The sequence below is a fragment of the Erythrobacter westpacificensis genome (assembly GCF_039542285.1).
Taxonomy (GTDB): domain Bacteria; phylum Pseudomonadota; class Alphaproteobacteria; order Sphingomonadales; family Sphingomonadaceae; genus Alteraurantiacibacter; species Alteraurantiacibacter westpacificensis.
Map to the genome: position 1 here is coordinate 89,093 of NZ_BAABHV010000008.1, position 14,436 is coordinate 103,528.

13 protein-coding genes and 1 tRNA gene are annotated in these 14,436 nt (G+C 63.1%); 5 read left to right on the forward strand and 9 right to left on the reverse strand.

Annotation, left to right across the window (positions count from 1 at the left end):
• Positions 1 to 16 precede the first annotated feature (16 nt).
• From ABFX23_RS04550 to rimO, 3 genes are all read right to left on the reverse strand, one after another.
• A complete protein-coding gene (locus ABFX23_RS04550; protein WP_346031932.1) occupies positions 17 to 217 on the reverse strand; it encodes a hypothetical protein in 201 nt (66 codons plus the stop codon).
• Positions 214 to 1,371 carry a PepSY-associated TM helix domain-containing protein gene (locus tag ABFX23_RS04555; protein WP_346031933.1) on the reverse strand — a complete coding sequence of 386 codons (1,158 nt, stop codon included), beginning with the start codon at positions 1,369 to 1,371 and terminating at the stop codon, positions 214 to 216. The genes ABFX23_RS04550 and ABFX23_RS04555 overlap by 4 nt, the downstream gene beginning before the upstream one ends.
• A gap of 338 nt (positions 1,372 to 1,709) precedes the next feature.
• Positions 1,710 to 3,086: a 30S ribosomal protein S12 methylthiotransferase RimO gene (gene rimO, locus ABFX23_RS04560; RefSeq protein WP_346031934.1), complete on the reverse strand. Its 1,377-nt coding sequence runs from the start codon at positions 3,084 to 3,086 to the stop codon at positions 1,710 to 1,712.
• A 73-nt stretch (positions 3,087 to 3,159) separates the two neighbouring features.
• Here rimO and ABFX23_RS04565 point away from each other — a divergent pair, with 73 nt between their 5' ends.
• Positions 3,160 to 3,576, forward strand: a complete 417-nt coding sequence (locus ABFX23_RS04565; protein WP_346031935.1) for a DUF1761 domain-containing protein — start codon at positions 3,160 to 3,162, stop codon at positions 3,574 to 3,576.
• A gap of 8 nt (positions 3,577 to 3,584) precedes the next feature.
• Here ABFX23_RS04565 and ABFX23_RS04570 read toward each other — a convergent pair whose 3' ends face one another.
• Genes ABFX23_RS04570 through serS form a run of 3 tightly spaced genes read right to left on the reverse strand, consistent with a single transcriptional unit; the run spans position 3,585 to position 6,710 of the window.
• On the reverse strand, positions 3,585 to 4,670 hold the full coding sequence (locus ABFX23_RS04570; protein WP_346031936.1) for a potassium channel family protein: 1,086 nt from the start codon (positions 4,668 to 4,670) through the stop codon (positions 3,585 to 3,587).
• 3 nt (positions 4,671 to 4,673) lie between these two features.
• Positions 4,674 to 5,426: a 5'/3'-nucleotidase SurE gene (gene surE / locus ABFX23_RS04575; protein WP_346031937.1), complete on the reverse strand. Its 753-nt coding sequence runs from the start codon at positions 5,424 to 5,426 to the stop codon at positions 4,674 to 4,676.
• Between the two features lie 3 nt (positions 5,427 to 5,429).
• A complete protein-coding gene (serS, locus tag ABFX23_RS04580; RefSeq protein ID WP_346031938.1) occupies positions 5,430 to 6,710 on the reverse strand; it encodes a serine--tRNA ligase in 1,281 nt (426 codons plus the stop codon).
• A gap of 143 nt (positions 6,711 to 6,853) precedes the next feature.
• Here serS and ABFX23_RS04585 point away from each other — a divergent pair, with 143 nt between their 5' ends.
• Positions 6,854 to 8,131: a sulfotransferase family protein gene (locus tag ABFX23_RS04585; protein ID WP_346031939.1), complete on the forward strand. Its 1,278-nt coding sequence runs from the start codon at positions 6,854 to 6,856 to the stop codon at positions 8,129 to 8,131.
• Between the two features lie 494 nt (positions 8,132 to 8,625).
• Here ABFX23_RS04585 and ABFX23_RS04590 read toward each other — a convergent pair.
• Positions 8,626 to 8,764 (reverse strand) — tRNA-Val (locus ABFX23_RS04590).
• A 48-nt stretch (positions 8,765 to 8,812) separates the two neighbouring features.
• Between ABFX23_RS04590 and ABFX23_RS04595 the strand changes: the two genes are divergently transcribed.
• Positions 8,813 to 9,982 (forward strand): tyrosine-type recombinase/integrase, encoded by a 1,170-nt coding sequence (locus ABFX23_RS04595; protein ID WP_346031940.1) that lies wholly within the window; start codon positions 8,813 to 8,815, stop codon positions 9,980 to 9,982.
• 8 nt (positions 9,983 to 9,990) lie between these two features.
• Here the strand turns inward: ABFX23_RS04595 and ABFX23_RS04600 are convergent, their stop codons facing one another.
• On the reverse strand, positions 9,991 to 10,188 hold the full coding sequence (locus tag ABFX23_RS04600; protein WP_346031941.1) for a DUF5818 domain-containing protein: 198 nt from the start codon (positions 10,186 to 10,188) through the stop codon (positions 9,991 to 9,993).
• Positions 10,185 to 10,748, reverse strand: coding sequence for a lytic transglycosylase domain-containing protein (locus ABFX23_RS04605; protein WP_346031942.1), 564 nt, complete (start codon positions 10,746 to 10,748; stop codon positions 10,185 to 10,187). Before ABFX23_RS04605 ends, ABFX23_RS04600 begins: the two co-directional genes overlap by 4 nt.
• Before the next feature lie 134 nt (positions 10,749 to 10,882).
• Here ABFX23_RS04605 and ABFX23_RS04610 point away from each other — a divergent pair, with 134 nt between their 5' ends.
• Together ABFX23_RS04610 and ABFX23_RS04615 are read left to right on the forward strand one after the other, a co-directional pair.
• A complete protein-coding gene (locus tag ABFX23_RS04610; RefSeq protein ID WP_346031943.1) occupies positions 10,883 to 11,788 on the forward strand; it encodes a DUF7146 domain-containing protein in 906 nt (301 codons plus the stop codon).
• 76 nt (positions 11,789 to 11,864) lie between these two features.
• Entirely contained in the window at positions 11,865 to 14,348 is a 2,484-nt protein-coding gene (locus ABFX23_RS04615; RefSeq protein ID WP_346031944.1) for a strawberry notch-like NTP hydrolase domain-containing protein, read from the forward strand.
• Positions 14,349 to 14,436: the final 88 nt, after the last annotated feature.

Genomic DNA, 14,436 nt, shown 5'->3' on the forward strand with positions numbered 1-14,436 from the left:
TGGATCGGGGTAAGGTTCAGCTTCGCTTCGCCCAGGCGTGGGCGAGCGCGAGAAGAGGAAGGGCCAACAAGGCCCAGGCAAGGAAATCGGGCAGGCCGTCTCCATTGAGACCGATCACCAGGCCTGCAATCGTGGCGACCAGCAGGAGGGTCGGCACGGCGAACACGGTGGCCAGGCTGGCGCGGCGGCGCCTGCGGTGCGGGGCGAAAGGCTTCATGCGGGCTGGCCTGCCATTGCACCGTGCGCGATCTCGTCGATGCGGCGTTCCATGTGTGCGGGCGAGCGGCGCAGCCACAGCAGAATACCCGTCCACAGCACCCAGATCGTCAACAGCGTCATCACCGCCCAGATGATTTTCAGCGGCAGGCCGCCGTAGTCGCCGAAGTGCAGCGGCTTGGAAATCATCAGCGCCTGGTTGAGCGCGGGCATGGCGCGGGCATCGGTCAGTTCGCCGCTGCGCGCGTCGACCAGTGCCGGGGTAAGCAGGTTCTGCGTCAGCGGACGGTCGCCCTGGAAGAAGATGGCGTAGTGGTGCCCGGTGCTCCAGTCGCCGCCGGGAAAGCCGATGAACTGGGGCGAACGGCCGGGAAGGGCGGCCTGCGCCGAAGCCATCGCGGTGTCGAGCGAGCCGTATTCCTGCGGCGGGAGTGGAGCTTCGCCAGCATAGCGCGCGGTCATTTCGGCAAGCTCGCCGTTCTGCCAGCTATCCACCAGCGGATCGGCAAAGGCGTTGATCATGCCGGTTGCACCCACCACCAGCATCCAGCCCAGCGCGACGATGCCGATGAGGTTGTGCTGGTCCAGCCGCCGCACTCTCTTGCTGCGGCGGGTGCGAAGGGTGCCGAATTTCAGGCGGCGCATGAAGGGGGCGTAGAGGACCACGCCGGAAACGAGCGCGATCACGAACAGCGCGCCCATCACGCCCAGGAACAGCATTCCGGGCAGGCCGAGAAACATGTCGGTATGCAGCTGCAGGACGAATTCCATGAACCCGCCGCCGGGTGCGGGGCCAAGCGCTTCCCCGGTCGCGCGGTCGAGGAACAGCAGCGTCATTGCGTCACCCGGTGCATCGGGCGCGGGGCCGGTGGTGACGGTCAGCAGAGGGCTGTCCTGGCTGAAGGCCATGAACAGCGGCACTTCGCCGGGCCGCTGGTCGAGCGCGGTTTGCAGCATCTGATCGAGCGGTAGTCCGCCATCGGCAGAAGGGGTGCCGGGCAAGGTCGCGTCGTGATCCTCGCCGAAGGCCGCATCGATCTCGTCGTGGAAGATCAGCGGCAGGCCGGTGACGCAGAGCATCAGCAGGAACGCGGTCGCGATCAGGCTCGTCCATTTATGGACGAGGAACCAGCCTTTTATGGTCGATCGCTTCACGAATGAGACCCTTGTCACGACGGGCCGCGGCGAATCCGCAGCCTTTGACGCGCGGGCTAGGCTGCGCACTCGCTTTCGTCAATGATAATCATTCGCAATAGCAGCCGAATTGGCAGGTCCAACCGGCCTCGTCTGTCCTACACTTCCGGTGACGGGCAACGAGGTGGGCAGCCCTTGTCCTCGGCCAGGATATTGAAGCCGCACACCATGAAGGCACGCCGGATGCGAAAAGTTACACGTCCAACAACTGCTATCTTCGCGAAAGCCCGGTTTTCCGCCCTTCCGGCGAGGAGTCGAAATTTTTTAGAACCGCCCTGTCGGCGTCCCACAATCGGCGGTCAGCCCTCGTCGATAACCCCGAACAGGTCGTGCGCGTCGGCGTCCTCGACCTCGACGTTCACGAAGTCGCCGGCCTTCAGCGTCGCCGCGACGTTGCGCAGGTACACCGCCCCGTCGATCTCCGGCGCGTCGGCCTGGCTGCGGCCCGTTGCGCCGATGTCGCCGTCCTCGTCGGGCTCGCCCACCTCATCGATGATGACGGGAATGGTCTTGCCCACCTTGGCGGAAAGCTTGGCGGCGCTGATGCGCTCGGTCACTTCCATAACGCGGGCAAAGCGCTCTTCCTTGATCGCCTCGGGCACCGGGTCGGGCAGGGCATTGGCCGCCGCGCCTTCCACCGGCTCGAACCGGAAGGCGCCCACGCGGTCGAGCTGGGCTTCCTCCAGCCATTCGAGCAGGTACTGGAAGTCCTCCTCGGTCTCTCCGGGGAAGCCGACCACGAAGCTGCTGCGCACCGCGATCTCGGGGCAGATTTCGCGCCACGACTTCAGCCGCTCCAGCACCTTTGCCTCGTTCGCCGGTCGCTTCATGGCTTTCAGCACATTGCGGCTGGCGTGCTGGAAGGGGATGTCGAGGTATGGCGTCAGCAGCCCCTCGGCCATCAGCGGGATGACCTGGTCGACGTGGGGGTAGGGATAAACGTAATGCAGCCGCACCCACGGCACGTCGCCTTCGGGCGTGCGCATCTGGCCCAGTTCGCGGGCAAGGTCCGTCATGTGGGCGCGGACGGGATGGCCCTTCCAGTCGCGCTCCTCGTGCCGGGTGTCGACGCCGTAGGCACTGGTGTCCTGGCTGATGACGAGCAGTTCCCTGGTGCCCGCCGCCAGCAGCTTCTCCGCCTCGCGCAGCACCGCGTCGATGCGGCGGCTGGCGAGCTTCCCGCGCAGCGTCGGGATGATGCAGAAGGCGCAGGAGTGGTTACACCCCTCGCTGATCTTGAGGTAGCTGTAGTGGCGCGGTGTCAGCTTGATGTCGGGCTGGGCCTGCGGCACCAGGTCGATATACGGACCTTGCGAAGGCGGCGCGGCCTCGTGCACGGCTTCCACCACGTCCTCGTACTGATGCGCGCCGGTGATCGCGAGAACCTGGGGGAAACGCGCGCGGATCAGTTCCGCCTCGTCGCCCATGCAGCCGGTCACGATGACGCGGCCGTTCTCGCTGATTGCCTCGCCGATCGCCTCGAGACTCTCCTCCTTGGCGGAATCGAGGAAACCGCAGGTGTTGACCAGCACCACGTCGGCACCTTCGTAGTCCGGGCTCATGGCATAGCCATCGGCGCGCAGCCGGGTGAGGATGCGCTCGGAATCGACCAGCGCCTTGGGACAGCCGAGGCTGACCATGCCGACGCGCTTCTGATCTGGAATCTGGGTTGCCATGATGCGCGGCCCCCTACACCCGATTGCGGCTTTGGGCTAGTCTGCGCGCGGGACGCGGTATTGGAGGGATACGATGGGAAATGTGAACCTACTGGCGGTAGTGCTGGGCACGGTGGCTTTCTTCGTGATCGGCGCGCTGTGGTATGGCCCGCTGTTCGGGAAAAGCTGGCGCGAAATGAACGGCATGACCGACGAGATGGTGAAAGCCGGACCGCAGCCGGGGCAAAAGCCCGTCTGGCTGATCATGCTGCTGGCCTTCCTGCTGGAAATGGTAGTGGTGCTGATGCTGGGTCATAATATCGCCCGCACCAATCCCGCGCCGCATGTCGTCATGATGATGGCTGTGGGCTTCGGCGCGCTGATCATGACCCCGGCGCTGGGGATCAACTACCTGTTCCAGATGCGGCCCGGCAAGCTGTTCGCGATTGACGCGGCCCACTTCATCGTCGGCATGGCGGCGGTGGGAGGGGTGTTCATCCTGCTCGGCTGAGCTGCGCGCTAATCCTCGGGCTTGGCATCGTTGCCGTCCGGCCCTTCGATGTCGGCGGGCTGGATCTCCACGATGATATCGCCTGCCTGCAGGCATTCGGCCTCGTGCTCCCAGAACCCGCAGGCAACGCCGTTGCGATAGATGCGCAGGCCCCGGCCACCCGCACAGGCCTCGGTCAGCGACTTGCCGATCTCGTCGGGGCGAACCTCGCGCTCCACCAGTTGCACCCGGCCCGTGACGGAGGCGAGGTCACCCAGGTAATCGGCGATGTGCGCGCCGCGGGCGCTGCCTGCCAGCAGCAGGCCGGTGAAGCGCACCGGGTTGATCACGTTGTCCGCCCCCGCCTGCCGCGCCAGCAGTTCGTTGTCGGCGGCGCGCACCACGACGCTGATCGGCACCTTGGGCGCAAGGTGGCGCACGGTGAGGACGATGAGGATCGAGCTGTCGTCGCGCCCGGCGGAGACCAGCACGGTCTGCGCCTGGCTGATGCGCACGGCCTCGAGGTTCTCATCGCGCGAGGCATCGGCCTCGATCACGTTGCAGCCCAGCGCCTCGGCCTGCTCAAGCCGCTCCTCGTTCATGTCCATGACGACGATGCCTGCGGGATCGGTGCCACGCTCGATCAGTTCGCCAACGGCCTCCGCGCCGGAGACGCCGAACCCGAGGACGACGACGTGGTCGGAAAGCTGGTCCTGGATACGGGCCATGCGGAATTTCTCCCAGCTGCGCTTGATGAGGAAGTTGTAGGCGGTGCCGACAAAGATGAACAGGACGGCGAAGCGGACCGGCGTCACGATCAGTGCCTCGACGAGGCGAGCCTTGTCGCTGATCGGGGCGATGTCGCCGAAGCCGGTCGTGGTGATCGAGATCATCGTGAAGTAGATCACGTCGAGGAAGCTGACGTGACCATCGAGATTGTCGACCAGCCCCTCGCGGTCCCACCAGTGGATCATCACCACGATGAAAATCAGGAACACCGCCAGACCGAGGCGGATGAACAGGTCGCCCCAGACCGGGATGTTCACCGCTCGCCGCAGGGGTGCGTAGCGGCGCTTGCCGACCTTTCGCAGATCCCTGTTGTGCGAGCGCGACATGCCTCAGGCGAACCTGTCGGCGAGGTTGGAAATGGCGGAATGGTGAGTCAGGTCGAGCTGGAGCGGGGTGACGGCGATGAAGCCATCCTCGACAGCTTCCAGATCGGTGCCGTGATCCAGCGTGTGCTCCGCATCTTGGAGGCCGAACCAGTAGTACCGGCGCCCCCGCGGGTCAGTGCCTTCCACCAGCGAGCCGCGCTCGTAATCGTGGAAGCCCTGCCGCACGACCCGGATGCCCTTCACCTCATTCGCAGGCAGCGCCGGGAAGTTGACGTTAACGAGAGTGCGCTTGGCCATCTGCACGTCGATCAGCGGGCCTAGCACCTTGGCGCCCCATTGCGTCGCCGCATCGAAGCCATACCGCGTTTCCCGGTAGGCCTGGCTGAGGCCGATGGCGGGAATGCCCGCCAGCGCGGCTTCCATCGCGGCGGAAATGGTGCCCGAATAGGTGATGTCGTCGCCAAGGTTCTCGCCCGCGTTCACGCCCGAGAGGACGAGGTCCGGCTTGCGATCGGCGAACAGCTTGCGCAGCGCGAGATTGACCGAGTCGGTCGGCGTGCCGGTGACGCTGAAACGCTTCTCGCCGTGTTCGCGCAAGCGGACCGGATGGTGCAGGGTGAGCGAATGGCCCGCGCCCGATTGCTCCTCCGCCGGGGCGCAGACCCACACATCGTCGGAAAGCTGGCGGGCGATTTCCTCCAGCACGGTGAGGCCGGGGGCATGAATGCCGTCGTCGTTGGTGAGGAGAATCCGCATGAATCAGGCGGGTACCAGTTTTTCGAGCCCGCCCATATAGGGCTTCAGGGCATCAGGAACGGCAACCGATCCGTCTTCCTGCTGATAATTTTCCAGCACGGCCACCAGCGTGCGGCCCACGGCAAGGCCGGAGCCATTGAGCGTGTGGACGAATTCTGTCTTCTTGCCGCCGTCTTCGGGCCGGAAACGCGCGTTCATCCGCCGGGCCTGGAAATCGCCGCACCAGCTGATCGAGCTGATCTCGCGGTAGGCATCCTGCCCCGGCAGCCATACCTCCAGGTCAAAGGTCTTGCGCGCGCCGAAGCCCATGTCGCCAGTGCACAGCAGTACCTTGCGGTGCGGCAGTTCGAGGGCATGGAGAATGCTCTCGGCGCTGGCGACCATGTGCTCGTGCTCTGCGTGGGCGTCTTCCGGGCGACAGACGGAAACAAGCTCGACCTTGTCGAACTGGTGCTGCCGGATGAAGCCGCGCGTGTCCTTGCCCGCCGCGCCTGCCTCGCTGCGGAAGCAGGGCGTGAGGGCGGTGAGGCGGATCGGCGAGGACAGATCGTCGATGATCTGCTCGCGCACGGAGTTGGTGAGCGAAACCTCGGCGGTGGGGATCAGCCAGCGGCCGTCCGTGGTCTTGAACAGGTCTTCCGCAAACTTCGGCAATTGCCCGGTGCCGTATACGGCCTCGTCCCGCACCAGCAGCGGCGGGGCGCATTCGGTGTAGCCATTCTCCTCAACCTGCCTGTCGAGCATGAACTGGGCGATGGCGCGGTTGAGGCGCGCCATCTGGCCGCGCAGGAAAGTGAAGCGCGCGCCGCTCATCTTCACCGCAGTTTCGAAATCCATGCCGAGAGAGGGGCCCATGTCGGCATGTTCGCGCGGCGTGAAATGGAAGGTGCGCGGCACGGTCCAGCGGCTGACCTCAACGTTGTCGTCCTCGTCCGCGCCTTCGGGCACGCCGTCGGCGGGCAGGTTGGGAATGGCGGCCAGCGCATCGTTCAGCGCCATGCCCTTCGCGCGCTCTTCTTCCTCCACCTGCGGCATCGACTGCTTGATCTCGGCGACTTCCGCCTTCAGCGCGTCGGCCTTGTCCTTGTCGCCCTGGCCCATGGCCTGGCCGATGGCCTTTGAGGCCTCGTTGCGGCGGCTCTGCATCTCTTGAAGGCGGGTGGTGAGGGCGCGGCGTTCCTCATCCAGCTTCAGCAGGTCGGCGGCTACAGGCTCCACCCCGCGCTTTGCCAGCGCAGCGTCGAAGCCTTCCGGATTCTCTCGGATCATTCGAAGGTCATGCATGGCCGCGGGCTATGCATCGCCATGTTGCCGCTTGTCCAGCACAGACACGGGCGCCAGGGCTGCAAGCAGCACGGCTCAGGGGAACCTTTGTCACCCTGCACCGCTGAGACAGTCTTATCGCGGGCAACTGACGAGGGCCGTAATTGCTGGACAAGACGATCAAGGAACCCCCGCAGCGCACACGCTTCGTGGACATCGTGCAAAGGGTGGCCCGGCTCGCCATCACGACGGAGCTGATGCAACGCCCTACCTTCGACAAGCAGACCCTCATGGACCGCGCTGCGCAGGCCGCCGGATCGGACGATTTCGGCGATCCGTGGTTCGAAAAGCCGCTGGCGGTGCTGCTCCAGTCGATCGAGAAAGAAGCACACCTTCACGAAGCCGGGGCATGGGTCGCCATGAAGCAGTGCGAAAAAGTGTTGGTCGACAGGTTGCGTGCCCAGCAATGGTTCGCCCGTCACCCGGAGATCCTGGCCCGGCCATTGCGCCATCCCGTTTTCATCGTCGGGCCGATGCGTTCGGGCACCACGCGGCTGCATCGCCTGCTCTCGGCAGACAGCCGGTTCGATTACATGCGCAGTTTCGAAACGATCACGCCGGTGCCTTATCCCGATTTCACCCATCGCGGGCATGACCGGCGCATCACGCTTGCAAGGCGCGCGCGCAAGGTGGCGAACCTCGCCAATCCGCATACGCTGGCCATCCACCCCACCGGCCCGATGCAGCCCGAGGAAGAGCTTGGCCTGTTCGTCAATTCGTTCTGGGGCATGAAGCACGAGGCGCAGTGGCATGTGCCAGGCTACGGGCGGTGGTGCGAGGATCAGGATGCAACGCCGGCCTACGAACAGATGGCGCGCTTGTTACGGCTGATCGGGTGGTCGCAGCAGGCCAGTTCCCTGAAGCCGTGGGTGCTCAAGACGCCCCAGCACATGCTGGACCTCGATGCACTTCTCAACGTGTATCCCGATGCCCGCTTCATCTTCACCCACCGCGATCCGCTGCGCGTGGTCGCCAGTTCGGCCTCGCTAGCCTGGAACCAGACCTGCATCTATTCCGACCACGCCGATCCGCACGAGGTTGGTCGTGAATGGCTGCGCAAGACCCGTCTGCAGATCGACCGGATGCAGCAGGGCCGCAAGCGCATTGCGCAAAGCCGCATGATCGATGTCCATTACGAGGCTGTGGATGCCGATTGGCGCGCCGAGATGCGGCGAATATACGATTTTCTCGATCTGGATATCGACCGCGCGTGGCCCGCGATGGAGTCCTATCACGAAAGCGCCGACGCGCTGAAACGCCAGCCGCACAAGTACAGCCTCGCCGAATTCGGCCTGTCGGAAGATGTCGTGCTGGGGCAACTGGGTGACTACATGGATCGCTTCGATGTTGCGCAAGAGCCGCGAGCGGCGGCTCGCCTGTAATCGCGAGGAATGGCGGGCTCGGCTAGGATTGTACTTTCGAGCTGCTCATCTTGAACAGGGGAAGCGCGTAGGCCAGCCGACGCGGATTACGAAACGTACCGAGCCTTGATGTCGCCGGGTGTGTCTTGGCGGTAAAAGCTTATGCGCGCGGGCCGGTGAGCTAAATGTTCGGGAAAGTCTCGGCGATTGCGCTCGGTGTAATCGGGCTTATCGTTTCCGCGGACCTTTTGCGCCGAATGTTCCCGGCAAGGTCGCCAAAACGAAATGCCGCTTTCGCGGAAAACCAGCCGCACGACAGTCATACTGACATACGCGATGCAGGTCCCGATGCGATGCGGGATCCCGCTGCGCGCGAATGGACCGAGACCGATGAGGATGGGGACGAGAGTTTCCCTGCGAGCGACCCCCCGGGCGGCTACTGATCGGCACCCGCAATCGGCTTTCGCAGTTTTTCGTGGGAACCTGGACCATCTCTCTCCGAGTGAGCGGAAGGATGGTGGGCGCGGCAAGGATTGAACTTGCGACCCCACCCGTGTGAAGGATGGGAATACGGACTATCTGGGATTATCTGGGACTAAAAAAAGTATTGAAAAACAGGTAGATTTGTCTAAACTTGTCTCAATTGATCCACCCAAGTTTTTCATACTTGTTTCATACGTTTCATACAAAGGCTGTGCGGGAATGCCTGACCTGAGCAAGATCGGCGAACGTGATAAACTGAAGCCGCGAAGCGACAAAGAACCTCATTGGCAACGGCTCCAGGCTGGTTGGTATGTAGGATATCGACCGTCCCGAAGGGGCGGAAAGGGGTCATGGTTCGCTCGCGCCTATGATGAAGACGCGCGCAAGTACCGCCGCAAGAATCTTGGACCTTATGGGACGTTGTCCGGACATGATGTGTTCGCCACAGCCAAGAGGGATGCAGAGGCGTTCGCCGAGTTGGTAGAAGCTGGAGGGCTGCGAACAGAGAAGCTGGATACGGTTGAAGATGCGTGTCGGGCTTATCTTGGCGACAAACCGGGGCCAATTGCTGAAGGCGTGTTTCGCCGTCACGTATTCGATGACGCCATTGCCAAGGTTAAGTTAGACAAGCTCCGAAAGCATCATCTGCGTGCATGGCGAAAGCGGCTTGAGAATGCGCCTGCGCTTATCACTCGAAGCAAGGATGGGGAGCCTCGCTTCAAGACCAGAGCTGCTTCCACAGTTAATCGTGACATGGTCCCACTTCGCGCGGCACTTTGGCGTGTCCTCTCCCCTGGTGCACCAAATACTGACGCTGCCTGGCAAGAAGCTTTGAAGCCGATAAAGGGTGCGGACCGGCGTCGCGATGTCTATTTGGATCGACCAGAACGCAAGAAACTTCTGGCCGCCCTTCCTGAGGATATAGAGCCTTTTGTCCGGGGCCTTTGTCTGTTGCCGCTGAGGCCTGGAGCTCTTGCAGCACTGAAGGTGAGCAACTTTGACAAGAGGACTAGGACGCTGACGATTGGTGCCGACAAGAACGGCGTTCCTCGACAAATCAGTGTTCCTGAAACAATCGCCGGATTTTTGGCAGAACAGTGCAAGAGCAAGTTACCCACTGCATCGATGTTCATGCGCGCAGATGGGGTGCCTTGGTCCAAGGACAAATGGAAAGGTCCGATCAAGGACGCGGTGAAGGTCGTTCGTCTTCCGCAGGGTACTTCTGCTTACACTCTTCGCCACAGCGTAATAACTGACTTGGTGCGCGCTGGACTGCCGATTCTTACCGTTGCGCAACTGTCGGATACGAGTGTCGCTATGATTGAAAAGCACTATGGTCACTTGGTGAGGAACGATGCAGAGCATGCATTGGCTCAGCTAGCGCTGTGAGCTTCTGTCTAGATCTCGCCTAGCCAATCGACGCGCAAGCGATCGAGACCAACGACTTCGCCTTCCGCTGTCACCTCGTTGCCGAAATGATCATTCGCCGGCTCGACGTCTTCGAGCACCCAGTGATCGCCCGCCTCGGTTACGATGGCGAAGCCGCGTGGCAGTTGCTCGAGCCGTCCGCTGATACGTTTCCGATTCGTATTCATGAAGGCCTGTATGCCATCCATCGCTGCAAAACGCTCCTGACATATGCGGGCGTTTCCCGATTTCTCGGGATGCCACCGGCACGAGCAACTGCGCCCGGACCAGCATTGTAAGCGGCGAGTGCCAGATGGACCTCGCCAAAACGGTCCAGCATCTGTCGCAGGTAGCGCGCGCCTCCATCGATGTTCTGGCGAGGATCATGCCGGTTGCGAACGCCAAGCTCGCGGGCGGTTGCCGGCATCAACTGCGCAAGTCCGGCAGCACCAGCCGGGCTGATCGCCATCGGATTGAAGCGGGACTCGGCCCAAACCAGTGCCTGCATCAGTCCAGGCGGAAGACGATACCGAACCTCAGCTTCTCTGATCAGAGGCTCGTAAAGTGCTTCGCGGTAGGATGCAGGTAGCAGCACCCTCGATCGCGCTTCCTCGCTGGTCCAGAGATCCACACCAGGGATTTCAGGCTGCTCATAGCGATGCTCCAGAAGGGCGAACTCCTGTGCTTGTGCGCTAGGCGCTACGATACTGGCGCTCGCCACTATGCCGATCATCAAAGCCAGTCTCATCGTTCACACTCCTGTCGCTTGCAGCGAATCGGAATAGAACATAAATAGAACATGTAGGAAACCGTTTCGTCCGTCCGATCGGTGAGAGGGGAGGACTGCGGTCATGGGGGACCTGAGCCTGCGAAGGAGCCCTTATGCGCGTTGCCACGACCAACCATCCACTCGCCGAGACGGCAAGGCGCATCTGTGAAAGCCGCGGCGGCAAATGGTCCGTCACCAGGGGCATGGCTCGTTGCCCCGCACATGACGACCGTACGCCCTCGCTCGGCGTAGCGCTCGGGCGCAGTGCCATTCTCCTCCACTGCTTCGCTGGATGCGATCAGGCGTCCGTGCTTGCAGCACTAGCGCGTGAAGGCGTGCCTGCGTCCGCCTTGTTCTCGGGAGGTGCAATTGAGTCCAAGATGGACACTGGGCTTGCTGCGAAGCCTTCGGACGCTGCCTTGCGCATCTGGCGCGATGCACAGCCGTTGCGTGCCAGTCCGGCAAAGGCATATCTTGAAAGCCGCGGCATCCTCGCCGCATCTCCGGCGCTCCGTTTCCATCCACGAACGCCGCTTGGCCCGAAAGGACGCACCCGCTTCTTGCCGGCTATGATTGCGGCGGTCAGCCTCGACGAGGGGCCGATCGCGATCCACCGCACATTTTTGTCCACCGAGGCTTCAACCAAGGCCGCTTTCGACAAGCCGAAACGCGCGCTTGGCTCGCTCGGTGAAGCTGCTGTACGCCTCTTCGCTCCGGCCTCTGGCAAGCTCGGCCTTGCCGAGGGCATCGAGAGCGCGATGTCGGCTTATGCTCTCACCGGTGTCCCCGTTTGGGCGACCCTTGGGAATGAGCGCTTCGGCCTCGTCAGTGTGCCCGAGAGCGTGACCGAGATTCATCTCTTCGTCGATCACGATGCGGGCGGCGAGCTGGCTGCGTCGCGTGGCCTGGCCGCTTATGCCAGCGATGGGCGGACGAACCACATTCGCAAACCATCATCACGCGACACCGACTGGAACGATGAACTGACAGCATGGCTGCGCCGCAAAGCGGCACAGTAAGAGGAGAGAGGGCTTCTCGAATTCCTGATCCGGCAGAGGGCGCGTCCCGATGCCCTCATCAGGAGGACGAATTGCCATGTTTCAATCAGACCTGTTTCCCATCGGCGAACAACTGTCGTCAGTGCCGTTGGCTTACGCTGTCGGCGCCAGGATTGCCCAGTTTCTCGCCTCAGGACGCCACCTTTCCCGTGCCGACATCTCGGGCCTGTTTGCCGAGGAAACCGGCGTTCAGGACTGGGGAAGCGCCTGGACCATCGACGACTACAATAACGCGGTCGAGATCGGCGCACTGCTCTGGCTGCGAGTGTCCTCACGGATCGATCTGGCGACGAACGTGCACGAAGCCGAAGCGCGTTTCGACTGGCTCGAGGCCGCCTTGCCGCCCCGGCATGTTCGCAGCGAAGCACAGGTTGAGCTCCAGCAGTTCTCGACCCCGCCGATGCTGGCCTGGCTGATGGCGAAGGCCGCAGCTGTTTCTTCGCAAGACACGCTGCTCGAACCGTCCGCAGGCAATGGCGCCCTTGCGCTCTGGGGCAGCGTCCAGAACGCCTCGCTGCTCCTCAACGAGATCGATCCGGCCAGACGAGACGGGCTGGGCCATATCTTCCCCACGGCCACAATTAGTGCACATGACGGAGAACTGATGGCCGACCTGCATCGCGGCCCTGTTCCGTCGGTCGTCTTGATGAACCCGCCATTCGCCCGCAGCCAGGAACGCGGCAAGGATGGCGAGACGGCGCAGCGCCACCTACGCAGCGCGATCCGGGCCGTTGCCAATGGGGCGAGGATTGTCGCCATCATGCCTGAAGGCTTCGACGCTTCCACCTTCGCCAAGGTACAGGATGAAGCGTCGCTGTTCCTCGATGTCCGGCTGCAGCAGATGTTTCGCCGCGCAGGGACGGGGATTGCCGTTCGCCTGGTCGTGTTCGGCAAGACGCCGGTTGCGTCTTCTCCCGCAATCAACGGAGATACTGCCGACCTGATCGCGCTCCACGAGCTTGTCACTGCGCTTCCGCCCCGTGCGCAGACATCCGCCAGGACTCATCGCCTGCCAGTCGGCAAGCCAGTGCGCCTCGTGGGCAAGACGTCGACCCATCGCGCGCCGGTCCGGCCGCTGGCGCCGTTCGCCGCGACACCAGCAGCTAAAGCGAATGCGACCAATCTTGCCTATTCGGTCTTGGCCGACCCCGCGCCGGTACCCGAACAGACCGGCATCTACCTACCTTACCGGCCCAGTCGCATCACGTTCGAAGGCGCGCCGGTTCATCCCACCCCGCTCGTGGAATCGGTCGCCATGGGCTCGGTCGCGGCGCCCCAGCCGGACGTTCGCCCGCGCCTTCCCGCAGGCTGGCAGGCCAATGGCCTCTTGTCCGAAGCGCAATGCGAGACACTGGTCTACGCTACCCAGGCATTTGCGCGCGATCTTCCGGGTCAGTTCAAGGTTAGCCAGGAAGGCACCTCGCTGGAACTCTCCGAGGACGGACACTCCTACCGCCAAGGCTTCTTCCTCGGCGACGGAACCGGAGCGGGCAAGGGACGGCAGATCGCCGCGGTCATCATGGACCGCTGGCTCGCAGGCGAGCGCCGGCATGTCTGGATCACCAAGAACGAGGCGCTGCTCGAAGATGCACGCCGCGACTGGGAAGCGCTTGGCGGGCTGCCGCTCGATGTCCAGCCGCTCTCGCGCTGGAAACTCGGCCACCTTGTATCGATGTCCGAAGGCATTCTCTTCGTCACCTATCCGACGCTGCGCTCGGGACGCGTCGAGGATACGCGGCTTGACCAGATCCTTGCCTGGGCGGGTAAGCATTACGACGGCCTGATCGCCTTCGACGAAGCCCACGCCATGGCCAATGCCCTCGGGGGCTCATCGACCCGCGGCAAGGTCAAGGGCTCCGAACAGGGGATAGTGGGCCTCAGGCTGCAGAACCATCTCCCGCGCGCCCGCGTGCTCTACGCGTCTGCCACAGGTGCCTCGGAAATCGCCAACCTCGGTTACACTTCCCGGCTTGGCCTGTGGGGACCCGAGACCGCATTTCCGACCCACGAGGCATTCATGACCGAGATCCGCGCTGGCGGCGTCGCGGCGATGGAGCTCGTCGCCCGTGATCTCAAGGCCCAGGGCCTCTACCTTGCCCGTGCGCTGTCCTTCGCCGGGGTCGAGTACGAAATCCTCGAACACAGCCTGACCGAAGCGCAGGCACGGATCTACGATGCCTATGCCGATGCCTGGGCGATCATTCACCGCAACCTCGAAGCCGCGCTCGAAGCAACCCGCGTGGTCGACGAGGACAGCGGCGATACGCTCAACCGCAACGCCAAAGCGGCAGCGCTGTCGATTTTCGAGGGCACCAAGCAGCGCTTCTTTGCCCAGCTCCTGCTCTCGATGAAACTGCCGAGCCTGATCCCCGCGATGGAAACAGCGCTTGGCGAAGGTCATTCGGTTGTCGTGCAGCTGGTCTCGACCGCAGAGGCCATGCTTGACCGGCGTCTTGCCGACCTGTCCGACGAAGAACGCGAAGCGCTCGATATCGATCTCTCACCGCGTGAATACGTGTAATGTTGAGCTCAACATTAGACGTATTCTTTGCAGTCGCAGTTTATGTCGAGTGTCGCAGCCGGTGGCACGGGATTGCGTCGGTTTTCCA